At 45.5% G+C, this 25,838-nt stretch carries 24 protein-coding genes and 2 riboswitches; of the genes, 22 read left to right on the forward strand and 2 right to left on the reverse strand.

What is annotated here, in order from left to right:
* Window positions 1-2: 2 nt before the first annotated feature.
* Complete coding sequence (locus CHH58_RS13175) at window positions 3-1,055, reverse strand: FUSC family protein (protein WP_095262644.1); 1,053 nt, start codon at window positions 1,053-1,055, stop codon at window positions 3-5.
* A 177-nt stretch (window positions 1,056-1,232) separates the two neighbouring features.
* On the opposite strand from CHH58_RS13175, the gene CHH58_RS13180 reads away from it, so the two are divergent.
* From CHH58_RS13180 to purD, 17 genes are all read left to right on the forward strand, one after another.
* Entirely contained in the window at window positions 1,233-2,747 is a 1,515-nt protein-coding gene (locus CHH58_RS13180) for a UDP-N-acetylmuramoyl-L-alanyl-D-glutamate--2,6-diaminopimelate ligase (RefSeq protein WP_095262645.1), read from the forward strand.
* Between the two features lie 95 nt (window positions 2,748-2,842).
* Window positions 2,843-2,944: riboswitch (purine riboswitch) on the forward strand.
* Between the two features lie 113 nt (window positions 2,945-3,057).
* Window positions 3,058-4,392 carry an NCS2 family permease gene (locus CHH58_RS13185; RefSeq protein ID WP_095230788.1) on the forward strand — a complete coding sequence of 445 codons (1,335 nt, stop codon included), beginning with the start codon at window positions 3,058-3,060 and terminating at the stop codon, window positions 4,390-4,392.
* A gap of 164 nt (window positions 4,393-4,556) precedes the next feature.
* Window positions 4,557-5,324 (forward strand): tryptophan-rich sensory protein, encoded by a 768-nt coding sequence (locus CHH58_RS13190; RefSeq protein WP_095233314.1) that lies wholly within the window; start codon window positions 4,557-4,559, stop codon window positions 5,322-5,324.
* 43 nt (window positions 5,325-5,367) lie between these two features.
* A complete protein-coding gene (locus CHH58_RS13195) occupies window positions 5,368-5,943 on the forward strand; it encodes a DUF2179 domain-containing protein (RefSeq protein ID WP_095230786.1) in 576 nt (191 codons plus the stop codon).
* Window positions 5,906-6,124 carry an NETI motif-containing protein gene (locus tag CHH58_RS13200; protein ID WP_095230785.1) on the forward strand — a complete coding sequence of 73 codons (219 nt, stop codon included), beginning with the start codon at window positions 5,906-5,908 and terminating at the stop codon, window positions 6,122-6,124. The genes CHH58_RS13195 and CHH58_RS13200 overlap by 38 nt, the downstream gene beginning before the upstream one ends.
* Window positions 6,125-6,243: 119 nt before the next feature.
* A riboswitch (purine riboswitch) is annotated at window positions 6,244-6,343 on the forward strand.
* A 101-nt stretch (window positions 6,344-6,444) separates the two neighbouring features.
* Complete coding sequence (purE, locus tag CHH58_RS13205; RefSeq protein WP_095230784.1) at window positions 6,445-6,936, forward strand: 5-(carboxyamino)imidazole ribonucleotide mutase; 492 nt, start codon at window positions 6,445-6,447, stop codon at window positions 6,934-6,936.
* Window positions 6,923-8,050, forward strand: a complete 1,128-nt coding sequence (purK, locus tag CHH58_RS13210) for a 5-(carboxyamino)imidazole ribonucleotide synthase (protein ID WP_095230783.1) — start codon at window positions 6,923-6,925, stop codon at window positions 8,048-8,050. The genes purE and purK overlap by 14 nt, the downstream gene beginning before the upstream one ends.
* On the forward strand, window positions 8,047-9,342 hold the full coding sequence (gene purB, locus CHH58_RS13215) for an adenylosuccinate lyase (protein WP_095262646.1): 1,296 nt from the start codon (window positions 8,047-8,049) through the stop codon (window positions 9,340-9,342). Before purK ends, purB begins: the two co-directional genes overlap by 4 nt.
* Window positions 9,343-9,366: 24 nt before the next feature.
* Window positions 9,367-10,080: a phosphoribosylaminoimidazolesuccinocarboxamide synthase gene (gene purC / locus CHH58_RS13220; protein ID WP_095230781.1), complete on the forward strand. Its 714-nt coding sequence runs from the start codon at window positions 9,367-9,369 to the stop codon at window positions 10,078-10,080.
* Complete coding sequence (gene purS / locus CHH58_RS13225) at window positions 10,077-10,328, forward strand: phosphoribosylformylglycinamidine synthase subunit PurS (protein ID WP_095230780.1); 252 nt, start codon at window positions 10,077-10,079, stop codon at window positions 10,326-10,328. Before purC ends, purS begins: the two co-directional genes overlap by 4 nt.
* Complete coding sequence (gene purQ / locus CHH58_RS13230; protein WP_095262647.1) at window positions 10,325-11,008, forward strand: phosphoribosylformylglycinamidine synthase subunit PurQ; 684 nt, start codon at window positions 10,325-10,327, stop codon at window positions 11,006-11,008. Before purS ends, purQ begins: the two co-directional genes overlap by 4 nt.
* Complete coding sequence (purL, locus tag CHH58_RS13235) at window positions 10,992-13,214, forward strand: phosphoribosylformylglycinamidine synthase subunit PurL (RefSeq protein ID WP_095262648.1); 2,223 nt, start codon at window positions 10,992-10,994, stop codon at window positions 13,212-13,214. The genes purQ and purL overlap by 17 nt, the downstream gene beginning before the upstream one ends.
* Window positions 13,190-14,602 carry an amidophosphoribosyltransferase gene (gene purF, locus CHH58_RS13240; protein WP_095230777.1) on the forward strand — a complete coding sequence of 471 codons (1,413 nt, stop codon included), beginning with the start codon at window positions 13,190-13,192 and terminating at the stop codon, window positions 14,600-14,602. Before purL ends, purF begins: the two co-directional genes overlap by 25 nt.
* A gap of 10 nt (window positions 14,603-14,612) precedes the next feature.
* Window positions 14,613-15,638 carry a phosphoribosylformylglycinamidine cyclo-ligase gene (gene purM / locus CHH58_RS13245; RefSeq protein ID WP_095260958.1) on the forward strand — a complete coding sequence of 342 codons (1,026 nt, stop codon included), beginning with the start codon at window positions 14,613-14,615 and terminating at the stop codon, window positions 15,636-15,638.
* Window positions 15,635-16,207, forward strand: coding sequence for a phosphoribosylglycinamide formyltransferase (gene purN / locus CHH58_RS13250; RefSeq protein WP_095230775.1), 573 nt, complete (start codon window positions 15,635-15,637; stop codon window positions 16,205-16,207). The genes purM and purN overlap by 4 nt, the downstream gene beginning before the upstream one ends.
* 5 nt (window positions 16,208-16,212) lie before the next feature.
* Window positions 16,213-17,739 carry a bifunctional phosphoribosylaminoimidazolecarboxamide formyltransferase/IMP cyclohydrolase gene (gene purH / locus CHH58_RS13255; RefSeq protein ID WP_430980840.1) on the forward strand — a complete coding sequence of 509 codons (1,527 nt, stop codon included), beginning with the start codon at window positions 16,213-16,215 and terminating at the stop codon, window positions 17,737-17,739.
* 18 nt (window positions 17,740-17,757) lie between these two features.
* Window positions 17,758-19,011, forward strand: a complete 1,254-nt coding sequence (purD, locus tag CHH58_RS13260; RefSeq protein WP_095262650.1) for a phosphoribosylamine--glycine ligase — start codon at window positions 17,758-17,760, stop codon at window positions 19,009-19,011.
* 38 nt (window positions 19,012-19,049) lie between these two features.
* Here purD and CHH58_RS13265 read toward each other — a convergent pair whose 3' ends face one another.
* The gene (locus CHH58_RS13265; protein WP_095230772.1) at window positions 19,050-19,274 is read right to left on the reverse strand and encodes a YgaP family membrane protein; all 225 of its coding nucleotides are present in this window, start codon (window positions 19,272-19,274) and stop codon (window positions 19,050-19,052) included.
* 167 nt (window positions 19,275-19,441) lie between these two features.
* Here CHH58_RS13265 and CHH58_RS13270 point away from each other — a divergent pair, with 167 nt between their 5' ends.
* From CHH58_RS13270 to ligA, 5 genes are all read left to right on the forward strand, one after another.
* Complete coding sequence (locus CHH58_RS13270) at window positions 19,442-19,744, forward strand: YerC/YecD family TrpR-related protein (RefSeq protein ID WP_038558531.1); 303 nt, start codon at window positions 19,442-19,444, stop codon at window positions 19,742-19,744.
* A 14-nt stretch (window positions 19,745-19,758) separates the two neighbouring features.
* Window positions 19,759-20,751 carry a Gfo/Idh/MocA family protein gene (locus CHH58_RS13275; protein WP_095230771.1) on the forward strand — a complete coding sequence of 331 codons (993 nt, stop codon included), beginning with the start codon at window positions 19,759-19,761 and terminating at the stop codon, window positions 20,749-20,751.
* Between the two features lie 139 nt (window positions 20,752-20,890).
* Window positions 20,891-21,580, forward strand: coding sequence for a heptaprenylglyceryl phosphate synthase (locus CHH58_RS13280; protein WP_095233323.1), 690 nt, complete (start codon window positions 20,891-20,893; stop codon window positions 21,578-21,580).
* A gap of 13 nt (window positions 21,581-21,593) precedes the next feature.
* On the forward strand, window positions 21,594-23,813 hold the full coding sequence (gene pcrA, locus CHH58_RS13285) for a DNA helicase PcrA (protein WP_095262651.1): 2,220 nt from the start codon (window positions 21,594-21,596) through the stop codon (window positions 23,811-23,813).
* Between the two features lie 14 nt (window positions 23,814-23,827).
* Window positions 23,828-25,834 carry an NAD-dependent DNA ligase LigA gene (ligA, locus tag CHH58_RS13290; protein ID WP_095262652.1) on the forward strand — a complete coding sequence of 669 codons (2,007 nt, stop codon included), beginning with the start codon at window positions 23,828-23,830 and terminating at the stop codon, window positions 25,832-25,834.
* Window positions 25,835-25,838 lie beyond the last annotated feature (4 nt).

The raw sequence follows: 25,838 nt of genomic DNA on the forward strand, positions 1-25,838 counted from the left end.
TATCAATCAGATAGCATGGCCTCTTTTTGTACGAGCAGATGAGTTTTACTTGATTGTGGGTCATAAACAAGCTCGTGTATGGACAGCAGTTCGTACAGATAGATACTTTCAATCGGGAAGTAACCATCTGACGGATCCTTCGGCATATCGATGCTCCATAATAACTGGAACAAGTCATGAATCTGCTTTTCGTCTGACACTTGATCTTCCTTCATCCAATGTGACAGCCTCTCTTGAATTGCTTCAGCTGCGGCAGTGAGGCAGTTTTGCTGTTCTGTATTCCAATGCAGCTGCTTGCCACTTCGCCCGGCGTGAATCAAATTCCAAAGATGGTAGTGGATTAGCTTTAGCTTCTGAGTTAGGACAGCCTCTTTATCCAGTACCGCTTTTGCGTTTGAATTGGGGAGATGATAACGTATTTCCAGCTGCTGGTGCTGCACATACTGTTCCAAGAGCAGCCGTTCGTCTGTCAGTTGGCGAAATGATGCTGTTAAACTGTGGACTGGCTGGTCTCCTTGTGTTTTCCAGATCCTTATATCAACGAAAGCATGAAGCAGCTCATTCGTATGCGAAATAACTAAATCTAGCTGCTGACGCGATTTCTTAAAGTAATCTGGCGGCAGGATAAGCATATTGACTAATGTAGAAATAATAATTCCGATGATGCTTCCGCCGAGCCGTGCCCAGAAATCTGCCCATAAACTTGTATGTTCCACATCGATCATAGCAACTGCTGTAATTGTCGCTACAATCAAACCTGCATGGAGCTTTAGTTTATAGCAGACCAGAATCGTCAAAAAAGCCGCTGCCGTGTAGGTCAGCGGAGAAGCTCCGAATAAATAGATCGAAAGAACGGAAAATGCTGCTCCGACCATACTGGCTGGTAAACGAATAAGTCCTTTTTGTATAGATGCATGAATTGTCGGCTCAATCGTTACGATAGCGGCAATTACCGCAAAAGCCGGAGATATGTGTACAATTTCACAAATTAATGCAGTAAAAAACACAGCAATCCCTGTCTTGATGACACGGCTGCCGATGAAAAACTTTTTCACTTTATGTCAACACCTTTGATGTAGCGTGTTTACATTATAAAGTGAATAAAGCAGACAGGCAATGGTTGTAACTGGAAGACTTATAGGGCTTGAAGCATGATTATTGACGTGATGGTATAAACGCCGTGTGTTTCGGGTAAAAGAAGAAAACTTGGACCGGAAATACAGGGGGTAGCCATGTTAATCAATCTAATGAAACAGAATAAAGTTAATTTCAAGCGTATTTACGGTACTTCCAGTACTATTGCTAATAGTGTCCGATTTGATTCCCGTTACGTAACGAAACATGATGTTTTCGTTTGTATCCAAGGGGATAACCATGATGGGCACGCTTTCATAGAGGATAGCATTGCACAAGGTGCTTCTATCATTGTAGGAACAAATGAAGATCTGCTGAAATCCTATTATCGCCAGTATGAGGATTGTACCTTCCTTGTTGTAGAGGATGCCCGGCTGGCGATGGCACAGTTGGCAGTGCTGCTATCAGATGAGGCTTGGACAAAGCTTGTTACAGTTGCTGTCACCGGAACAAATGGGAAGACGACAGTAGCGGCGTATGTCCGTTCCTTGTTGAATCAGCTCCAGCTTCGGACAACGTCAATTGGAACATGCGGTATTGTTACGTCCAAAGAGAAGCTCGACTTCTTTAAAAGCACGCCTACTACGCCTGAATCTGCTGATTTGCATGCGCTTTTCAAATTGCTGGAATCGGAGGGCGAAAAAGCGGTAGTTATGGAGGCAACGTCTATTGCATTGGATCAGAAGCGTACGGCAGCCATGACATTTGATGTTGCAATTCATACAAATTTATCTCCAGAGCACTTGGAATACCATGAAACAATGGATAATTACAAGCAGGCGAAGATGAAATTGTTTGAGCAAGCCGCTACTGCAATCGTAAATATCGACGACGAAGGAATGGCGCAGGATATTCTGGATACGTTCGAAGGGAAGCTGCTGACATATAGTCTTAAGAAAAATAGCGAGGCAGATTTGATTGCATCAAATCTTCAGACAGATGCGCATGGTATCCAATTTGAGCTTTATACAAATGGAAAAACATATACGATTCGTGCACCGATTTATGGTGCGTACAACGTGTCTAATCTTCTTGCTGCAGTTGGAACAGCAATGCATCTTGGTTACGATTTGGAATCAATCGTGGATGTCTTAGTTACAATGGAGAATCCTGAAGGGCGTTTTGAAGTAATCGAACAGTACGGCAGCAGGAAAATTATTCTTGATTATGCCCACACTCCAGCTGCATTGGATCAGTTATTAACAGCGGTGAATGCTATTCCGCATCGTCGCTTGATCGTAATGATATTGGGAGTCGGCATAAGGGATTTCGGGAAGATGCCGAAAATGGCGCAGACAATTGAGGGAAGAGCAGATGAGATTGTTGTGTCTGTTGATCATCCAGGTCATCATGATCCAAAAAACATCATCGATGCGGTATGTAAGGGTTTTAGTGACCGCGTGCAGAATGTGTCCACGGCACAGACGAGAGCCAAAGCTGTCTGTCTTGCGCTCGATCTGAGTCGGGAAGGAGATATTGTCCTGCTTACAGGCGGACAAATCAATGGTGCACAGTTCGTCAGAGGAAAGGCTATTCCGCATTCTGACCACGCAATTATTCAATCATATTTCGAAGAACAAAATGCAGAAAAGGTACAATCCACTATCAGCTGAATAAGTTGGAAACGATTACTAATACTATTCTTAGGTACATTTACCGAAAAAACATTGACGAAGCAGGCAAAATGCTTTTATAGTGAAAGAGTATTAATACTATATATTTTCGTCTTCGTATAATTTTGGGAATATGGCCCATGAGTTTCTACCAGGTTACCGTCATTAACCTGACTACGCTGACATTTCGATCTGAGTTACATACGCAGATGTGGTGTAGATAGGAAACGCTTCTTGCTCTTAGGGCAGAAGTGTTTTTTATTTGAAAGCTTATCCTGCCCAATCGAAGCAACAGGAGGAGTAACAAGTTATGAAACGTTTTTTCCGTTTTGACGAATTAAACACGTCTTACCGGACTGAGATTATTGCCGGTATCACGACATTCCTGTCGATGGCGTACATCCTGTTCGTTAATCCTAATGTTCTGACTCTGCAAGGTGTTCCTGATAGTGCGCTGCCAGGCGGCCGGATGGACGCTGGTGCAATCTTTACTGCCACAGCAATCGCTTCCGCAATCGGCACCCTGATCATGGGTGTATTCGCTAAATTGCCGATCGCGCTTGCTCCTGGTATGGGATTGAATGCATTCTTTGCTTTCACGGTTGTCCTTACTTACGGAATTCCATGGGAAACTGCATTGGCAGGCGTACTTGCTTCTGGTGTGATTTTCATGATTCTTTCTCTTTCTGGTTTGCGTGAGCTTTTGATCAATGCAATCCCGCCGACTTTGAAATTGGCAGTCGGTGCTGGTATTGGACTTTTCATCGCTTTCATCGGTTTGAAAAACGCTAATCTCGTAGTTATGAGTGAGGATACAGTAGTAGCTCTTGGAGATATCCATAGTGGGCCAGCTCTGTTAGCTATCTTTGGTATTTTTGTTACAGCAATTCTCTTGGTTAAAGGATTCCGCGCAGCAATCTTCATTGGAATGATCATTACGGCTGCAGCCGGCATGATTGTCGGATTGATTGACCCGCCAACAGCGGTAGGAGACGTTGTCGGAAGTGTACCAAGTCTTGCTCCAACATTCGGAGCGGCTTTTGCACATTTCGGTGATATCTTCACTATTCAAATGCTGACTGTCATCTTGACTTTCTTATTCGTGGATTTCTTTGATACAGCCGGTACATTGGTTGCAGTAGCTACGAAAGCTGGTTTGATGAAAGATGGCAAGCTTCCAAATCCAGGTCAGGCTTTGCTTGCGGATTCTGGTGCTACTGTTGCAGGTGCAGTGCTTGGTACTTCCAACACAACTGCATATGTTGAATCAACAACTGGTGTAGGCGCAGGCGGAAGATCAGGATTTACAGCTGTCGTGACTGCGATTTGTTTCCTTTTGGCACTATTCTTCAGTCCGCTGTTGTCTGTCATTACCAACGAAGTAACAGCGCCGGCCTTGATCGTGGTTGGTGTACTGATGTGTTCTTCCTTGAAGGAAATTGAATGGGATAAAGTAGAGTTGGCTGTACCAGCCTTCTTCACAATTCTCATGATGCCGCTCACAGGCAGTATTGCTACTGGTATTGCGGTCGGATTTATTTTCTACCCGCTTACGTTGCTTGTAAAAGGGCGTGTAAAAGAGATCCACCCAGTTATGTGGTTCTTGTTCGTCGTATTCCTCTTATACTTCATCTTTTTGGCATAAATAGAAGCCGCTCCTATCGGGGCGGCTTTTTATTTAGGCGAAATATGACAAATTTCTGGTCGGATTTTACCTTTATGCGTTGATTGCGACGGTGGCGGGTATAATTGTATTATACTTACGAAAGATTATAATCGTCTGTCAGCGGGCGAGGAGGAGGAGTTTTTATGAGTAACCATTCAGTGAAACTGGCTTGGCTCAGTTTACTGGCATTTATCGCAGCCATCGTCGTCAATTATCTGTCCAACGCCTTGCCGCTCGGTGGGAAGAACACCCGTCAATTATCTGATCAACTTGGCGTATTATTTCAGCCAGCAGGATATGCTTTCAGCATTTGGGGAGTAATCTATCTATTCGCTTTTATTTGGGTCATCCGCTTATTTCTGCGGTCGACACGTGAAACAGAGTGGTATGGAAGAGCAGCTGGAGCATTCATTGCAAGCTGTATCTTTAATATTGCCTGGCTATTCAGCTTTCATTATCAGCTGTTCAGCATTTCCATCATTCCGATGGTGGCGCTGCTGGTCTCCTTGATTATCCTGTATCAAACCATCGCCACTTCATCAGACCGCCGGAAATTTGATTTGTTTCCGTTTTCTATCTATATCGGCTGGGTTTCCGTCGCTACAATTCTGAACGTCGGAATTTTATTAGTATCACTAGGAATAGATAATATTGAAGGATGGCTTTTGTCAGGAGAAGTTTGGACAATTATTATATTAATCGTCGGTGCGGTTCTTGCAATTGCATTTATGCACGTTTTCCGTGATAGTATCTATCCGCTCGTATTTATCTGGGCGTATTTGGCCATTGCTGCTGCGAGAGCAGAAGAATTTCCGGCTATTACAGCGGTAGCAAGTATTATGGCAGTGGTCATTTTAATTGCCATACCGATTCATTTGTTCCGGAGAAAAAAACGTAAGTATGGCTATTGATTCATTAAAGGAATAATTTTTATGTGTAAGAGGAGGAAGCGAGTTGCTGGAAATACCAATCGTCATGCTGCTAATCATCTTTGTCGTCAACATCGTCTATGTGAGCCTTAATACATTACGGGTCATCCTGACACTAAAAGGAAGGCGTTATATTGCAGCATCCGTCAGTGTTTTCGAGATTACGATCTATACGATTGGTCTCGGCTTAGTTCTAGATAACTTGGATCAAATTCAGAACCTGATTGCCTATGCACTTGGTTTCGGCATCGGTGTTATTCTTGGTTCGAAGATAGAGGAGAAGCTGGCGCTTGGTTATATTACCGTCAATGTCATTTCTTCTGATCCTAGTATCGAATTTACTAGACGACTTCGTGAAAAAGGGTATGGTGTCACCAGCTGGTTTGCTTATGGAATGGATGGGGACCGCCTCGCCATGCAGATTCTGACGCCTCGTAAATACGAACTCCAGTTGTATGAGGCTATTAAGGAAGTCGATCCGAAGGCTTTTATCATTGCTTACGAGCCTCGTCAGATCTTCGGCGGTTTCTGGGTGAAAAGTGTTAAAAGGGAGCGTATTCGTAATGCCAAAAGAAAAGAAGCCGACAAAGAAACGATTTGAGCTTGGTGAAAATGAGACAATCGAAGCTTGCTTGGATCGTATTAAAGCAGAGGGTTACCTGCCAGTCCGGAAAGTGGAAGAACCAATCTTTCGGGAAACCACTGAGAATGGTGCAAAGAAGGTAGAACCGATAGGAAGAAAAGTTATTTTTGATACAAAATTACTAAAAACCGAACATTAAATATAACAATATAACCATCGTTCGATTTTTTCATTGACGATGTGTGTCAGAATTGTTATCATAAACATGCATGAAAGACACGGCTAGATTTGACAACACTACAGCGTGAGATGTGAAGCTGTGCTTTATAGATCGTACCTCATATATTTCCGGAAATATGGTCCGGAAGTCTCTACCTGCTACCGTAAATGGCGGACTATGAGGGAAGATGAACTGCATGATTATGAGCCTACGACACCGTATGCCTATTCGTCTTCTCTCAGTTAGCGGGAGAGGTGAATAGGCTTTTTTTACGGCAAAAAGAGGAAAGAGGGATTGAGATGGCGGAGATTGGAATCATCATGGGCAGCATCTCTGATTGGGAGACAATGGAGCATGCGTGCAAGCTATTGGAAGAGCTGGATATTCCCTTTGAGAAAGAAGTGATTTCAGCTCATCGGACACCTGAGGATATGTTTGACTATGCAGCGAGTGCTAGAGAAAGAGGCTTGAAGGTAATTATTGCTGGCGCAGGCGGTGCAGCCCATCTGCCAGGAATGGTAGCCAGCAAGACTACGTTGCCAGTGATTGGTGTTCCAGTACAAACTAAAGCACTTGATGGAATGGATTCTTTGCTCTCTATCGTTCAAATGCCAGGCGGCGTTCCGGTAGCTACAGTAGCAATCGGAAAAGCAGGAGCTAAAAATGCTGGCATCCTGGCGGCCCAAATTCTCGGTACTCATGACAAACAAATTGCTGAACGTCTGCTGGGATATCAGCAAGGTATGAAGAAACAAGTAGCGGAAATGAGGAATCAGCTTGCGACCAAATAATATCGTCACTATCGGCATTCTTGGAGGCGGGCAGCTTGGCCGCATGATGGCGACAGCTGCTAAACATATGGGATATCGAATTATTGTCCTCGATCCAACGCACGATTGTCCAGCTGCACAAGTAGCGGACTTGCATATTGAAGCGGCCTATGATGATAGGGACGCTATCCGAAAACTTGAGAGCTTAAGCGATGTTGTCACATATGAATTTGAAAATGTTGATCTGGAAGCAGCGAAACTGCTGGAGGAAAAGGGTAAGCTTCCTCAAGGCTCCCTTCTCTTGGAAATCAGCCGAGATCGAGCGAATGAAAAGAATCTCATGAAGGAACTGGATCTTCCAGTAGCGCCTTTTACGATTGTTTCAGACGAGAAGGAACTGCTGACAGGCGTTAGAAAAATCGGTTTTCCAGCTGTTGTAAAAACGTGCCGCGGCGGATATGACGGCAAAGGACAGCTAAAACTAGAATCTAAGGATGACTTGCAAGAAGCTGCTGCATTCGTTCGGCAGAATGGACGCTGCATTGTAGAATCATGGCTTACATTCGATAGAGAAATATCGGTTGTACTGACAAGAGCCAAGGATGGGGAGATCACTTATTTTCCGGTAGCAGAAAATGAACACCGTGACCATATTCTTTATCGGACAATTGCACCTGCCGCCATCGCTAAAGAGGTAGCCGAGCAAGCACGCGACGCTGCCGGCAAGCTGGCAGAAGCAGCTGGGGTTGTTGGAACTTTCACCGTCGAGATGTTCGTCTCAGGCAATGAGCTTTATATGAATGAAGTGGCACCGCGACCTCATAATTCCGGTCATTATACAATTGAAGCTTGTACGGTATCGCAATTCGAGCAGCATATCCGCGCCATATGCGCACTGCCTCTTTTGCCAGTCCATTTTATCGGGGCCGCCGTTATGATAAATTTATTAGGAGAAGAGCTGGACCAGTATTGGCAGCAGCCTGACAGACCACTCGCCCACATCCATGATTACGGCAAGCAAGAAGCAAAGCCAAAACGGAAAATGGGGCATTACACAATGGTTGGAACGTCACGTAAGACCTTACTGGATGCAACCGACGCTTTTACACGATCACTAGGAGGAAACAAAGCATGATTGAACGTTATACAAGAGAAGAAATGGGTAACATCTGGACGGATGAAAATAAATACAAGGCATGGCTTGAGGTCGAGATTCTAGCATGTGAAGCATGGAGTGATCTAGGCATCATCCCAGAATCCGATGTAAAAGCATTGCGTGAAAATGCATCCTTTGATATCAATCGCATTTTAGAAATCGAGCAAGAGACACGCCATGATGTTGTTGCTTTCACTCGCGCTGTATCCGAGACTTTGGGCGATGAGCGGAAATGGGTGCATTACGGCCTGACATCCACGGATGTAGTCGACACAGCTTTATCATATCTTTTGCTGCAGGCAAACCAAATCATTCGCAAAGGCATCGTCAACTTCATCGAGATTTTAGAAACGAAAGCGAAGGAACATAAGCATACAGTCATGATGGGACGTACACATGGTGTTCACGCTGAGCCAACGACTTTCGGTTTGAAAATGGCATTATGGTATGAAGAAATGAAACGTAATCTAGAGCGCTTTGATGATGCTGCTGATACGATTCAATACGGTAAGCTTTCCGGTGCGGTCGGTACATATGCGAATATCGATCCGTATGTAGAGAAATACGTTACTAAGAAACTAGGCTTGAAACCAGCACCAGTATCTACGCAAACATTGCAGCGTGACCGTCACGCGCAATATGTGGGCACATTGGCATTGATTGCTACAAGCATCGAGAAGTTTGCGACTGAAATCCGCGGGCTTCAGAAAACAGAAACGCGTGAAGTGGAAGAGTTCTTCGCTAAAGGTCAAAAAGGTTCTTCTGCAATGCCGCATAAACGTAATCCGATTGGATCTGAAAACATGGTCGGCATGTCCCGTCTGATTCGCGGTCACATGGTCACAGCTTACGAGAACGTTGCACTTTGGCATGAACGCGATATTTCCCATTCATCTGCAGAGCGTGTCATCTTGCCGGATGCAACAATTGCGCTTGATTATATGCTGAGCCGCTTCTCCAACATTGTAAAGAATTTGACGGTCTTCCCAGAAAACATGAAGCGTAATATTGACCGGACATACGGCGTCATCTTCTCTCAGCGTGTATTGCTTGCGCTGATCGATAAAGGCATGAGCCGTGAGCAGGCGTATGATATCGTTCAGCCGAAAGCGATGGAAGCATGGGAAACAGAAACACAGTTCAAGCAGCTTATCGAAGCAACAACAGAAATCTCAGCCTTCCTTAGCCAGGAAGAAATTGATGACTGCTTCGACTATACGTACCACTTGAAAAACGTAGATCAGATTTTCCATAAGATTGGATTAGAATAAACTTTGACAAACGGGGTGGAGAACGTGAGAGGAAAATTGCTGTACGAAGGAAAAGCTAAGCAAGTGTTTCAATCAGCCGAAAATGAGCAAGAGCTAGTGCTCTCTTATAAAAATGATGCAACAGCATTCAATGGTAAGAAGAAAGCAAGCTTTGAAGGAAAAGGCCGCTACAACAATCTTATCTCGACCCATGTTTTCGAATACTTGCAGGAGCAGGGTATTTCATCGCACTTCATCAAGCCGCTCAGTGAAACAGAGCAGCTCGTGAAGAAGACGACGATCATACCGCTTGAAGTAGTCGTTCGAAATGTTGCAGCAGGAAGCATTACAAGAAGACTTGGTATTCCAGAGAAGACCGTTTTCCAACCCGTTTTGACAGAGCTTTACTATAAGGATGACAGTTTGGATGATCCGATCATCAATGATGCCCATGCATTACTGCTGACGGATGTGAATGAGAAAGAGCTTGACTTCATTAAGCAAGCAGCATTGGAAGTCAACCAGCATCTGCAGACGTTCTTCAATAGAGTCGGTCTGCAGCTGGTCGATTTCAAACTGGAATTCGGCCGTGACCAAGACGGCTCCATCCTTTTATCGGATGAAATTTCCCCTGATACATGCCGGCTTTGGGACAAGGAGAATGGCGGCAAAATGGACAAGGATGTATTTCGTGAAGACCTTGGTAACTTGATCGACGTATACGATGCAATCTTAAATCGACTGGAGGCAGCAAAATGAAAAAGGTAAAAATCTTTATCACGCTGAAAGAAGGGGTTTTAGACCCGCAAGGTAAGGCTGTACAGGAAGCATTACAGGCGAATGGATTCCCGGATGTAGCAGATACTCGTGTCGGTAAGTACATCGAAATAACACTGCCGAATGAAGCTGATGTAGCACTGGAAGTACAGCGTATGTGTGATAAGCTGCTTGCCAACCCTGTCATGGAGGAATACAGCTATACAGTCGAGGAGGGTATACGCTCGTGAAATTTGCTGTCATCGTTTTTCCAGGCTCTAACTGTGATCGGGATATGTACCATGCGGTCAAAGATGGTTTAGGAGAAGAAGTCGATCTAGTATGGTATGAAAATGCGAATCTAGCAGACTATGATGCTATCTTGCTTCCAGGCGGATTTAGCTACGGTGATTATTTACGCTCCGGTGCAATCGCATCTGTATCGAATGTCTTAAACCAAATCAAGATTAAAGCAGAAGCTGGTACACCAGTTCTTGGTGTGTGCAATGGCTTCCAGATTTTATTGGAAACAGGCTTGCTGCCAGGTGCAATGCTCCGAAATGAAAAGCTGAAGTTCATGTGCCATTACGAGACACTCGTTGTCGAAAGAGCCGATACGATGTTCACAAGCGGCTATGAAAAAGGACAGCAAATTCAAATTCCGATTGCACATGGTGAAGGAAATTACTATTGTGACGATGCAACGCTGGATGAGCTCAAGCAGAATAATCAGATTGTTTTTACTTACAAGAACAATCCGAATGGTTCCCGGGATGATATTGCCGGGATCGTCAATAAAGCAGGTAATGTGCTAGGCATGATGCCACATCCTGAGCGAGCTGTTGAGGATCTGCTCGGTTCAAGCGGTGGACTTGCAATGTTCCAATCCGTACTACAACACTGGAGGGAAATGTATGTTACAACAAGCTGAAATCAGTCCGGAAAAAATCGAACAAGATCGTCTGTATCGGGATATGGGTTTGACAGATGAGGAATTCCAATCCGTCAAAAATATCCTTGGCAGGCAGCCGAATTTTACGGAAACAGGCATTTTCTCCGTTATGTGGTCAGAGCATTGCAGCTACAAAACATCAAAGCCATTATTGCGTAAGTTTCCAACGGAAGGACCCCATGTCCTTCAAGGACCAGGTGAGGGTGCCGGGATTGTTGATATCGGAGATGACAAAGCGGTTGTGTTTAAAATTGAGAGTCATAATCACCCATCAGCTGTCGAGCCTTACCAAGGCGCAGCTACAGGTGTGGGCGGTATCATCCGTGACGTGTTCTCCATGGGAGCCCGGCCAATTGCGTTACTGAATAGTTTACGTTTCGGTAACCTGACTACACCGCGTGTTAAATATTTGCTTGAGGAAGTTGTCCACGGTATTGCCGGATACGGTAACTGTGTCGGTGTGCCGACTGTTGGCGGTGAGATCCAGTTTGATGATAGCTACGAAGGCAACCCGCTTGTAAATGCGATGTGTGTTGGTTTGATCGACCAAAAGGATATCCAAAAAGGGATTGCTGCTGGTGTCGGTAATACAGTTATCTACGCAGGTGCTCCAACTGGTCGTGATGGCATCCATGGTGCGACATTTGCATCAGAAGACTTGAGCGAAGAGTCCGAATCAAAACGTCCTTCTGTTCAGGTTGGTGATCCATTCATGGAAAAACTTTTGATCGAAGCATGCTTGGAAGTAATTCAGCATGAAGCACTTGTCGGTATCCAGGATATGGGCGCAGCTGGTTTGACATCAAGTGCAAGTGAAATGGCAAGCAAAGCTGGTATGGGGATGGAAATGAACTTAGACCTTGTGCCGCAGCGTGAACAGCATATGACGCCATATGAACTGATGCTTTCGGAGTCTCAGGAGCGCATGCTTCTTGTCGTGAAGAAGGGTGAAGAACAGGGCATCATTGAAGTATTCGAAAAATACGGACTACAAGCTGTTGCTGTAGGTACTGTAACGGATGACAAGCAGTTCCGTCTTTTACATCACGGTGAAGTTGCAGCAGAGATTCCAGTTGACAGCCTAGCAGAAGATGCACCAGTTTATTACAAAGAATCAAAGGTACCAGACTATTACACAGAATTCCAAACTATCGATTATAAGCCAGCTGTCATGAACCATGCAGCGACGCTGAAGCAGCTTTTGCAGCAGCCTACGATTGCCAGCAAGGAATATGTTTATGATCAATATGATTCCATGGTTGGTGCAAGTACAGTAGTCGCACCTGGAAGTGATGCTGCAATCGTGCGTGTACGAGGAACAGAGAAAGCAATAGCGATGACGACAGATTGTAACTCCCGCTATATCTACCTGGATCCAGAAACCGGCGGCAAAATTGCCGTGGCTGAAGCAGCTCGGAATATCATCAGCTCTGGTGCGAAGCCGCTTGCACTGACAGACGGTTTGAACTTCGGAAATCCGGATAAACCAGAGAACTTCTGGCAAATGGAAAAAAGCGTCGATGGTATGAGCGCCGCATGTCTAGCTTTGAAAACTCCAGTTATCAGTGGTAACGTATCGCTTTACAATGAATCCAACCAGCAAGCGATTTTCCCGACACCGATTGTCGGAATGGTTGGCTTGGTAGAGAACTTGGCACATGTAACGACAAGCCAATTCAAACAAGCTGGTGATGCTATTTATCTACTAGGTGAAACGAAGGCTGAATTTGGTGGAAGCGAGTTGCAGAATGTGCTGGAAGGACGTTATTACGGCAAAGCACCTGCTATCGATCTAGATGTGGAAGCAAGCAATCAACAAGCAGTACTAACTAGTATTCAGCAAGGGTTAATCGCGTCTGCACATGACCTTGCAGAAGGCGGTCTTGCTGTTGCATTGGCAGAAAGCCTATTCGGTTCAGAGCTTGGAGCTAAAGTAACAATAGACGGTGATGTAACAGCAGCGCTTTTCAGTGAATCACAATCCCGATTTCTTTTGACAGTTTCTCCAGAAAATCAGGCTGCTTTTGAACAGACAGTACCAGGGGCCAAGCAAATTGGTTTGGTGACAGAAGAAACAGAGCTTGCTATAGAACAAGACGGAAAATCTATCATCTCAGAAACAGTACCGACACTCGAGGCACTTTGGAAAGGAGCTATTCCATGCTTGCTGAAATCAAAGGCTTGAATGAGGAATGCGGCGTCTTTGCGATTTGGGGACATGAGAAAGCAGCAGAAGTAACGTACTATGGCCTTCATGCCCTGCAGCACCGTGGGCAGGAGGGAGCCGGAATCGTAACGACTGACCGGGAAAACCTTCATTTGCACAAAGGTATCGGCCTGATCAATGATGTATTTTCGGAAGGACAATTCAACAAGCTCAACGGCAATGCTGCCATCGGTCATGTTCGCTATGCTACTGCTGGCGGAGGAGGCTATGAGAACGTACAGCCATTGCTGTTCCGTTCCCAAAGAGATAGTCTGGCAATCGCGCATAATGGAAACCTCGTCAATGCATACGGACTGAAACAGCAGCTGGAAGCGCAAGGCAGCATTTTGCAAACATCTTCTGATACTGAGGTGATTGCCCATCTGATCAAACGCAGCGGCCAAATAGAACTGGAAGAGGCAATCAAGTCAGCACTCAGCATGGTTAAGGGCGCGTATAGCCTTACAATCCTTACCGAAACACAGCTGTTTGTGGCAGTCGATCCCAAGGGATTGCGTCCGTTGTCACTTGGCCGTCTTGGTGATGCTTGGGTTGTATCTTCTGAAACTTGTGCTTTTGATGTAACAGGCGCGGAATATGTACGCGAAGTGGAGCCAGGCGAATTGATAACGATCAGCGATACTGGTCTTCATACGCAGCGTTTTTCTTCTACTCTTGAAAGATCGCTTTGTTCCATGGAGTATGTGTACTTCTCCCGTCCAGATTCTAATTTGAACGGCCAGAACGTTCATGCTTCCCGTAAAAAAACGGGTAAAGTGCTCGCACAGGAAGCCCCAATTGAAGCGGATGTTGTGACAGGTGTGCCTGATTCAAGTATTTCTGCCGCCATCGGATTTTCCGAAGCTTCTGGCATTCCATATGAGCTTGGTTTGATCAAAAATCGTTATGTCGGCCGTACTTTTATCCAGCCTTCTCAGGAGCTTCGTGAACAAGGCGTGAAAATGAAGCTGTCGGCTGTACGCGGGATTGTCGAAGGTAAACGGGTAGTCATGGTCGATGATTCTATCGTGCGTGGGACAACAAGCAAACGGATTGTCCGGATGTTGAAAGAAGCAGGCGCAACAGAAGTACATGTGCGCATCGCTTCCCCTCCGATTCAAAATCCATGCTTTTATGGTATTGATACATCGACAACATCTGAGCTAATTGCTGCTAACCACAGCATTGAGGAAATGCGCGAGCTGATTGAAGCAGATTCTCTATCATTCCTGACAGTCGAAGGCCTGGAAGATTGCATCGTCGGAGACAACGATACGATGACACATGGTATTTGCAAAGCATGCTTTACAGGAAACTATCCAACTGAAATCTATCCGGATACAGTACTTCCGGCGTACAAATGTTAGGAGGGCAAGCATGAGCGAACTATACAAACAAGCCGGTGTGGATGTTGAAGCAGGCTATCGCGCAGTAGATTTAATGAAAAAACATATAAACCGTACAAACCGTCCGGAAGTGATTGGCGGTGTGGGCGCGTTTGCCGGACTGTTTGACTTGTCGTCTTTCTCCTATAAAGAACCGGTACTTGTTTCCGGAACGGATGGAGTTGGCACGAAGCTGAAGCTGGCTTTTGATATGGAGCAGCATGATACAGTCGGAATCGATCTTGTCGCTATGTGTGTAAATGACATTATCGCTCAAGGTGCGCAAGCGTTGTTCTTCCTTGATTATATTGCCTGCGGCAAAAATGAACCGGAGAAGATTGAGCAGATCGTTAAAGGTATTGCTGATGGCTGTGTCGAAGCAGGTGCTGCTTTGATAGGCGGCGAGACAGCTGAAATGCCAGGTATGTACGGAGCGGAAGAATATGATTTAGCTGGATTTGTCGTTGGTATCGGAGAGAAATCAAAGCTAATTAGCGGTGCAGATGTTAAAGCAGGAGATAGCATTATCGGTATTGCCTCAAGTGGCCTGCATTCCAATGGCTTCTCCCTCGTGCGCCGTTTGATTGACCAGCATGGACTGAGCCTGGACGAGGTGTACGCACCATTTGATCGTCCTTTAGGAGAAATCTTGCTTGAGCCGACCAAAATTTACTCGAAAGCAGTGCGTGCTGTCCAAGAGAAAATCGATATTCATGGTATCTCTCATATTACTGGCGGCGGCTTCCACGAGAACCTGCCGCGTGCAGTACCAGAGGATCTAGGTGTTCGAATACAAACCGGAAGCTGGGAGCTGCCAGCTATCTATGAATTCCTAATGGAAAAAGCACAGCTAGTATTCGAAGATATGCTTGGTGTATTCAATACAGGAATCGGTATGGCGCTGATTGTCTCCAAGGAAGACGCGGAAGAGACGATGACAATCCTGCAAGAAGCTGGCGAGAGCGCCTGGATTATTGGTGATGTAACGGATAAGACAGGCGTGGAGTTTACCGCATGATTTCAGCTGCTGTTTTTGCTTCCGGCAGCGGCAGCAACGCAGAAGCGATTGTGCAGGCTTCGGAATTACCTTGCACAATCCAGCTGCTTGTTTGTGATAAACCGGAAGCACCTGTTATAGAGAAGGCAAAAAAATGGGACGTAGAGGTTTTTGTCTGCAACCCGAAAACCTTTGAAGATAAACAAGCCTATGAACAAGCTATTCTTACTAAGCTGCAGGAGAAACAGATAGAATGGATTTTTCTGGCGGGTTACATGCGCTTGATCGGACAAACCTTGCTGGAAGCTTATCCAGAACGGATTCTTAACATCCACCCGTCGCTGCTGCCTGCATTTGCCGGCAAGGATGCTATCGGGCAGGCTTTGTCAGCAGGTGTGAAGGTGAGCGGAGTGACGATCCATTTCGTTGATGCGGGAATGGATACAGGCAATATCATCGCCCAGGAAGCAGTTCCGGTACTGGAAGAAGATACACACCACACTTTGCATCAACGAATCCAAACAATAGAGCACCGCCTTTATCCGGAAACGATTTCGTACATACTCAAAGAACGAGATAGAAAGGAATGACTGTAATGCCACGTGCGTTAATCAGCGTATCAGATAAAACAGGAATCATCCCATTTGCCAAAGGTTTAGCAGAATTGAATTATGACATCATTTCGACTGGAGGCACCCTGAAACAGCTGCAGGAAGAAGGTATTCCAGCTGTAGCAGTGTCTGACGTGACGAAATTTGATGAAATCATGGACGGACGTGTGAAAACTCTGCACCCAGCCATCCACGGCGGTTTGTTGGCTAGAAGAGATGACGAAAGCCATATGCAGCAGCTGAAAGAGCGTGACATAACACCAATCGATTTGGTCGTGGTAAATCTCTATCCGTTTAAAAATACAATTGAGAAGCCAGGCGTTACTGAAGCGGATGCAATCGAAAATATCGACATCGGCGGACCGACAATGCTTCGTTCTGCAGCTAAAAACTTTGCAGGTGTCACTGTTCTAGTTGATCCAGAAGATTACGACGCAACTTTATCTGCTTTACAACAGGGTGAGCTTTCTTATGAAGCGAAACGCCGCTTAGCAGGTAAGGTATTCCGCCATACAGCAAACTATGATGCGATGATAGCAAGTTATTTTGCCGAATTGAACGAAGAGCATGATACGGAAACATTGACGCTCACATATGAAAAAGTTCAATCCTTGCGTTATGGAGAAAACCCGCATCAGGCAGCAGCATTCTATAAGGATCCAATCGTCAAAGGAGCTTCCGTTGCAAATGCGAAACAGCTTCATGGTAAGGAGCTTTCTTACAACAACATCCAGGATGCCAATGCGGCACTTGAAATCGTCATGGAATTCCAAGAGCCTGCCGCAGTAGCAGTCAAACATATGAACCCTTGCGGCGTTGGCGTTGGAGAATCTATTTCGAATGCTTTCCGTAAAGCATTTGAAGCAGATCCGACATCTATTTTTGGCGGCATTGTTGCTTTGAATGGTGCAGTCGATAAAGATACGGCATTGCAACTGAAGGAAATCTTCCTTGAGATTGTTATAGCGCCGAGCTTCACAGAAGAAGCATTGGCTTTATTGACAGAGAAGAAAAACATCCGTCTATTGGAACTTGCTGCAGATGCGATTCAGCAGCCGAAAAAGGTTGTCAGCGTAAGCGGCGGTTTGCTTGTGCAGGATTATGATACAGGGGCTATTACGGAAGCGGAACTTACTGTAGCAACAGATCGTAAGCCAACAGAGGAAGAAATGAAAAATCTTCTCTTCGCTTGGAAAGTTGTGAAGCATGTTAAATCCAATGCCATCGTTGTGGCAAAAGATGATCAGACAATCGGTGTCGGTGCTGGTCAAATGAATAGAGTTGGAGCAGCTAAAATCGCCTTGGAACAAGCTGGTGAAAAAGCTACAGGAGCGGTTCTTGCATCGGATGCCTTCTTCCCGATGCCAGACACAGTAGAAGCAGCTATTAAAGCTGGCGTTACAGCTATCATCCAGCCAGGCGGATCTAAACGAGACGAAGATTCTGTAGCTGTATGTAATGCACACAACATTGCCATGGTCTACACAGATCTGCGCCACTTTAAGCACTAATTGTCAGGGGGAGACGTTGTGAAAGTTCTTGTGATAGGCAGCGGCGGCCGCGAGCATAGTATCGTCGCAAAGCTAGCTTTAAGTACTGAGATAACGGCATTGTACGCAGCACCAGGTAATGGCGGTATAGCCGATTTGGCAACTTGTGTGCCAATTGATGTAACAGCTGTAGATGACCTTGTCCATTTTGCAAAGGAAGAACAAATCGACTGGACGTTTGTCGGACCGGAAATTCCTTTGCTTGCAGGTGTCGTCAATGCTTTTCAGCAGGAAAACCTAAACGTATTCGGACCGACGAAGGAAGCTGCTTTGATTGAAGGAAGCAAGGATTACGCTAAAAGCTTTATGCGTGAACATGCTATCCCGACTGCTGCAAGTGAGACTTTTTCTGACGCAGAGAAAGCAAAGGCTTATATTGCGAAAAAAGGTGCGCCAATTGTTGTGAAAGCAGATGGTCTTGCTGCTGGTAAAGGCGTTGTCGTTGCCAACACAGTTGAGGAAGCAAATGAAGCTGTAGAAAGCATGCTGGTCAATAACCAGTTCGGCCAAGCGGGAAGTCTTGTTATTATTGAGGATTTCCTTGACGGTAAGGAATTTTCACTTATGGCTTTCGTGAATGGTAAAGATGTCTATCCGCTCGTGCCTGCTCGTGATCATAAGCGCGTTTACGATAATGACCAAGGACCGAATACAGGCGGCATGGGAGCCTATGCTCCGATCCCAGATTTGCAGCAAAAAGTGATTGATGAAGCAATCGAACGAATTCTAAAGCCTGCTGCTGCTGGACTTGTAAAAGAAGACCGTTCCTTTACTGGTGTTTTGTACGCAGGGCTTATTGAAACAACAGACGGACCGAAAGTAATTGAATTCAATGCCCGTTTTGGAGACCCTGAAACACAGGTCATTTTACCACTGTTAGAAAATGATTTGCTGCAAGTAATGCGGGATGTTACTGCTGGTAACGATCCGCAGCTGACATGGAAGGACGCTTATGCTACTGGTACTGTTATTGCAGCAAGCGGCTACCCAGGAAACTATGACAAGCAGCTTCTGATTCCTGACTTAACAGAACTTCCGCAGGACGTATACTGTATTCACGCCGGTACGGAAAAAACAGCGGAAGGCTATGTTTCTAATGGAGGGCGCATCTTGTTCATCGGTTCTGTACACCATAATCGTACGGATGCGGTGGAAAGTGTCAAAACAGGACTTACCATCTTTAAAGATAATCCGAATTTCCACTACCGGACTGATATTGGATTCGGGAAATAAAGCAAAGAAGAACTGGTACACGGGCCAGTTCTTCTTTTTTATTCCCCTTGAGAATCCTGTTTTTGGCGAAATTGATTGATGAGAGTCATGCTTGGGCAATAACGCACAATACCTTCAGCGATCTTGATGGCGCCTGCCAGCAAAGTCAAATGGGCAGTTAATTGCTTCGGTTTTGTGACAAGTGCAGCAGTGGCATACCCGACCATGCTGACGCCAGCCGCAATCCGAATCATTGCCTGGATTATTCCAATATTCGGTTTCAAGCTTGATGCACCCCTTTCCTTTATTAACTCTATTTTTCCTGCTATATCAGGTGTTTATGCTAGTATAAAAATTCCAATGCACATCGTATTACGCAAATGGGCCGAGATGATGTATGATAAAGGATAAGGTAAGAAGCACATACGTGCGTATGGGGGAGGGAAGCTGTATGCAGCTTGATAAGCTCCGTGGTGAGCATTTAGATGAACTATTTCAGGCAATACTTTCATTAAAAGATGTCGAGGAATGTTATCGCTTCTTCGATGATATTGCGACAATCAGCGAAATACAATCGCTTACACAGCGCCTCCAAGTGGCGAAGATGCTGCGTGATGGAGCAACGTATCATGCAATCGTTCAGGAAACGAGTGCATCGACCACAACGATCTCCCGTGTGAAACGCTGCCTCAATTATGGGAACGATGGCTATAATACGGTTCTTGAGCGTTTGGAAGAAAAACCAGAAGAATAAGGAGCTGACATTGGATGGTACGCTTTGGTGTGGTCGGAACGAATTGGATTACAGAAATATTTCTGGAAGCAAGTAAAAAGGTCGATAATTTCGAGCTGACGGCTGTCTACTCCCGAAAGCTTGAAAAGGCGGAGGAATTCGCCAGCAAGCATAAAGCAGTACATACGTTCATCGACATTGAACAAATGGCGGCGAGCGGGGAAATCGATGCAGTTTATATTGCGAGTCCGAATGCTTTGCATGCGGGACAAGCCAAGATTTTCATGCAGCATGGTGTTCATGTTTTATGTGAAAAGCCGCTGGCATCCAATACTGCTGAAGTGAAAGATCTCATTCAAACAGCAAAGCAACATGATGTATTACTAATGGAAGCGATGAAATCGACGTTTCTTCCGAATTTCCATGCCGTTAAGGAGAATCTGGAGAAAATCGGACCGGTGCGCCGCTATGTGGCACAGCTTTGTCAGTACTCGTCACGCTACGATGCTTACCGGCAAGGGACGATTCTAAATGCGTTCAATCCCGAACTTAGTAATGGTGCAACAATGGATATCGGTATCTATTGCTTGTATCCACTTGTTGCTTTGTTCGGCAAACCGAAGGAAATCAAGGCGAGCGGAACTTTGCTTGAGTCCGGTGTGGATGGCCAAGCAACAATAACGCTGACGTATGATGGTATGGAGGCGCTTGTTTACTATTCGAAAATTACCAGCTCTACGTTGCCTTCTGAGATTCAAGGAGAAGATGCGACGATTCGGATCGATCATATTGGACATTTTGAGGACGTAACGATCCAATATCACGACAGCACAGAGCATACCATCAGCGGTCCGCAGGATAACGACCATAACATGAAATATGAAATAGAGGAATTCGTAAACCTGATTCAATCTGGAAAGCGGGAATCAAGTATCAACACACATGAACTAGCACTATCTGTAGCCGAAATTATGGAGAAAGCGCGAAGTCAGTTTGGCTTGATTTACCCAGCTGATCGGATCCAATGACACACTGAAGCCTGGCAATCGGTTGCCGGGCTTTCTTCATTTGCAAACTCTTCGTATTTTCCTCGCCTTAACCACTAAATTATCCAGTCGATTTTTGCTATAATGAACGTTATGGAAGCAAGTAATGGAGGATATACACGTGTATAACATGAAAGAGTGGCAACATATATTCAAACTCGATCCAGCCAAGGAAATAAGCGATGAAGATTTGGAGAAAATCTGTGAGTCCGGTACAGATGCCATCATTGTCGGCGGTACAGACAATGTAACTCTGGATGGTGTACTCGATTTGCTCGCGCGGATTCGACGTCACACAGTACCGGTCATTCTGGAGATTAGCACGATGGAGGCTTTGACACCTGGCTTCGATTTTTATTATGTGCCAATGGTGATGAACAGCAAGGACAAGCAATGGGTTATGGGGCTGCATCATGAAGCAGTCAAAGCGTATCGGGATATGATGCACTGGGATGAAATCATGATGGAAGGCTATTGTGTCATCAATCCGGAAGCGAAGGTTTTCACCCACACTCAATGTATGCTGCCAACTGAGGAAGATACGGTTGCTTACGCTTATATGGCGGAACATATGTACAAGCTCCCGATATTTTATCTAGAAAACAGCGGAGCATATGCTGATCCTGCACTTGTCAGAAAGGTGAAAAATCAGCTTTCAAACACGCTGCTATTCTATGGAGGCGGTATCGTTTCACCGGAGCAAGCAGCGGAGATGAAGCAATATGCTGATGTGATTATTGTCGGAAACAGCGTGTATGATAATATAAAGGCTGCTCTAAAGACAGTGAGAGCAGTAAAAGGAAAGAAATAAAGGCGGTGCTAACATGAGCCGATTGGCGAATGATTTAATAAATGGTTTAAATAAAGAACAAGCAGAAGCGGTAAAGCATACTGAAGGGCCGCTTCTGATCATGGCAGGTGCGGGAAGCGGTAAGACCCGCGTGCTGACGAATAGAATTGCCTATTTGCTTGGGGAGAAGGAAGTGTCGCCGCGCAGTATTTTGGCGATTACCTTCACAAATAAAGCAGCTCGTGAAATGCGGGAACGTGTACACAAATTAGTCGGAGATGAGGGTTCTCAGATTTGGGTTTCGACTTTTCACTCTATGTGTGTACGCATTTTACGGCGTGATATAGACAGAATAGGATACAATAGCAATTTTTCCATACTGGATACAAGCGATCAGCTTTCCGTGATCAAGCAAGCACTAAAACGGCTTAACCTTGATCCGAAGCAGTACGATCCGCGTGCGATGCTTGGTGCCATCAGCTCAGCAAAGAACGAACTGATCACACCTGATCAATACAGTAAGGAAGCAGGAAGTGTCTACGAAAGAAAAGTAGCCGAAATATTCGACCTGTACCAAAAGACATTGCGCCGCAATCAATCACTCGATTTTGATGACTTGATTATGCAGACTATCCAGCTGTTTGACCGGGTGCCGGAAGTACTGCAATATTACCAGCGCCGTTTCCAGTACATCCACGTAGATGAGTATCAGGATACAAACCACGCGCAGTATCGCCTAGTAAACCAGCTGGCTTCCCGTTATAAAAACCTTTGTGTAGTCGGAGACTCCGATCAATCCATCTATCGCTGGAGAGGTGCAGACATTACGAATATCCTTTCTTTTGAAAAGGATTATCCGAACGCGAAGGTCGTCATGCTCGAGCAGAACTACCGCTCGACAAAGACAATACTGGATGCAGCTAACAAAGTAATTGGCAACAACACAGGACGTAAACCGAAAAATCTTTGGACAGACAATATCGATGGCGCAAAGCTGCGTTATTACCAAGCAGCTACTGAGCGTGATGAGGCTTTGTATGTGACCGAGAAAATCGAAGAAATGGTCATGATGGAGAAAAAACGGCATTATCGCGATATTGCGATCCTTTACCGGACGAATGCCCAGTCCCGGTCCATCGAGGAAACCTTCGTAAAAGCAGGTGTTCCGTATCAAATGATCGGCGGCACGAAGTTCTATGATCGTAAAGAAATTAAGGATATGTTGGCTTATCTTCGTCTGATTGCGAATCCGGATGATGACATTAGCTTTGAGCGGGTAGTCAATGAACCGAAGCGTGGCATCGGTAAAACTTCGATCGAAAAACTGCAGGCGTATGCGAACGAACACGAGATTTCTTTGTTTGATACGCTTAAAGAAGTTGATTTCACTGGCGTCAGTGCCAAAACTGCCAATGCTTTAAGTGAGTTCGGGGCAATGATCAGTAACTGGGCTAAGCAGACTGATTTCCTGACTGCGACGGACATGGTCGAGCAGGTGCTGGAAGGTTCAGGATATGAGGAGATGCTGAAGGCAGAACGAAGCATTGAATCACAGAGCCGACTTGAGAACTTAGAAGAGTTCAAGACAGTAACAAAAAACTTCGAGCAGACGAGTGAAGATAAAACGTTGGTTACTTTCCTGACAGATCTTGCACTGATTGCGGATATCGATTCTATGGATGAAGATCCATCCAGCGATGATAAAGTTATCCTTATGACGCTGCACGGTGCCAAAGGACTTGAGTTTCCGGTTGTGTTCTTGATCGGAATGGAAGAGAACGTATTCCCGCATAGCCGTTCCCAGATGGATGAGACAGAGATGGAAGAAGAGCGTCGTCTTGCTTATGTCGGCATCACTCGTGCAGAAGAGGAGTTATTCCTTACGAATGCCAAAATGCGGACATTATTCGGACGGACGAATATGAACTCTGTCAGCCGCTTTATCGGTGAAATTCCTAGTGAATTGCTAGAAGGTATACAAGAAACAAAACAAAACCCATTCGGACTTGGAAACAGCCGCCAAGCAGCGAAACCACAAGAGCAAAAACGTATCGTTCGTAAGCCAAAACCTAAATCCGGAGCAGACGCGCTCGGATGGGGACCTGGTGACAAGGCCGTTCATAAGAAATGGGGCGAAGGAACAGTAGTCAAGGTCAATGGAGAAGGAGAAGCGATGGAGCTTGATATCGCCTTCCCTGCGCCTGTCGGAATCAAACGACTGCTTGCTTCATTCGCACCGATCACAAAAGCTTAACCGAGGTGGCAAGCATGAACAAAGAAGAAGCAATTTTAGAGCTTGCGGATTTACGCAAAAAGCTCAATCAATATAATTATGATTATCACGTCCTTGATAATCCGCAGGTGTCTGATTATGAGTATGATCAGACCCTGAAACGACTGCTTGATATCGAAGGGGAATTTCCTGACCTTGTCACAAACGATTCTCCATCCCAGCGTGTCGGCGCTACGCCGCTTGAAGCATTCAACAAGGTAGAGCATCGCGTGCCGATGCTATCCTTGGGCAACGCCTTCAATGAAGAAGATCTTCGAAGTTTTGATAAGCGAGTCCGAAACGGCTTAGAAACAGATGACTATTCGTATATCTGTGAGCTGAAGATAGATGGCCTGGCTGTTTCTCTCCGTTACGAAAATGGAGAGTTTGTCCAAGGAGCGACACGCGGCGACGGGACGACTGGTGAGGATATTACCCAGAATCTACGGACAATTCGCAGCATCCCGCTTCGAATTGATTTAGAGGAAGCAATCGAAGTGCGCGGAGAGGCATTTATGCCACAAAAATCCTTTGCAGCGCTGAATGCCCAGAAAGAAGAAAACGGCGAAGCGCCTTTTGCGAATCCGCGTAATGCGGCAGCAGGGTCTTTGCGTCAGCTTGATCCGAAGATTGCTGCCAGCCGAAATTTGGACGTTTTCCTCTATGGTTCCGGGCAATGGGAGACCAATAATTTGGATTCACATAGCGGGCTGCTCGACTACTTGGAGCAGCTAGGCTTCAAGACAAATAAAGAACGCCGTCGCTGCCAGACAATCGAAGAAGTGCTCGCTTATGTCGAAGAGTGGAGCGCCAAACGCCGCGAATTAAGCTATGAAATCGATGGTATTGTAATCAAGGTGGACAAGCGTGAACAGCAGGATGAACTTGGCTTCACGGCCCGGACACCGCGCTGGGCAATTGCGTACAAATTCCCAGCCGAGGAAGTGACGACGAAGCTGAATAATATCGAGCTGAATGTCGGGCGTACTGGTGTTATCACACCGACAGCATTATTGGATCCAGTTCGAGTTGCAGGAACGACAGTACAGCGAGCAACTCTGCATAACGAAGATTTGATTCGCGAGAAGGATATTCGTATCGGGGATACTGTTGTCATTAAAAAGGCCGGTGACATTATTCCAGAGGTTGTCCGTGTCGTCACAGAAGCGCGTACAGGAGATGAGAAGGAATTCCATATGCCAGAGCACTGTCCGGAATGCGGCAGTGAAACAGTGCGTTTGGAAGAAGAAGTGGCTCTTCGCTGCATCAACCCTAACTGCCCAGCGCAGCTTGTTGAAGGATTAATTCACTTTGTTTCCCGGAATGCCATGAATATTGATGGACTAGGAGAAAAGGTCATCATCCAGCTGTACCGCTCTGAATTAGTGCATACAATCGATGATTTGTATAAACTTGACCGTGACGCTTTGCTTGATCTGGAGCGCATGGGCGAAAAGTCGGCTGATAATCTGCTCAAATCAATTGAAGCGTCTAAAGACAATTCGCTGGAGCGTTTATTGTTCGGTCTAGGCATCCGCTTTGTTGGAGCGAAAGCAGCGAAAACATTAGCGCAAGCATTCGAAACGATTGACAGACTGCAGCAGGCGACTGTTGAAGAGCTTGTTGCTATTGATGAAATCGGAGAGAAAATGGCCGACTCCATTTATCAGCATTTCCAGGAAGACAAGGTAACGCAGTTGATTGAAGAGCTGAAAGCTGTAGGCGTCAACATGACCTATAAAGGCATCAAGCCACAAGAAGTAACAAGTGACAGCATCTTCAGCGGTAAGACAATTGTTTTGACCGGGAAAATGGAGGCTCTCACAAGACCAGAAGCGAAAGAGAAAATAGAGGCACTCGGTGGTATTGTCACAGGAAGTGTCAGCAAAAAAACAGACTTGCTGATTGCCGGCGAGGATGCTGGTTCTAAATATGAAAAAGCAGAGAAGCTCGGTATAGAGATATGGGATGAAGCACGTTTGATCGAAACGTTACAGGAATAGAGAG

Origin of the sequence: Terribacillus saccharophilus, from assembly GCF_002272745.1 — a bacterium.
GTDB lineage: Bacteria > Bacillota > Bacilli > Bacillales > Amphibacillaceae > Terribacillus > Terribacillus saccharophilus_B.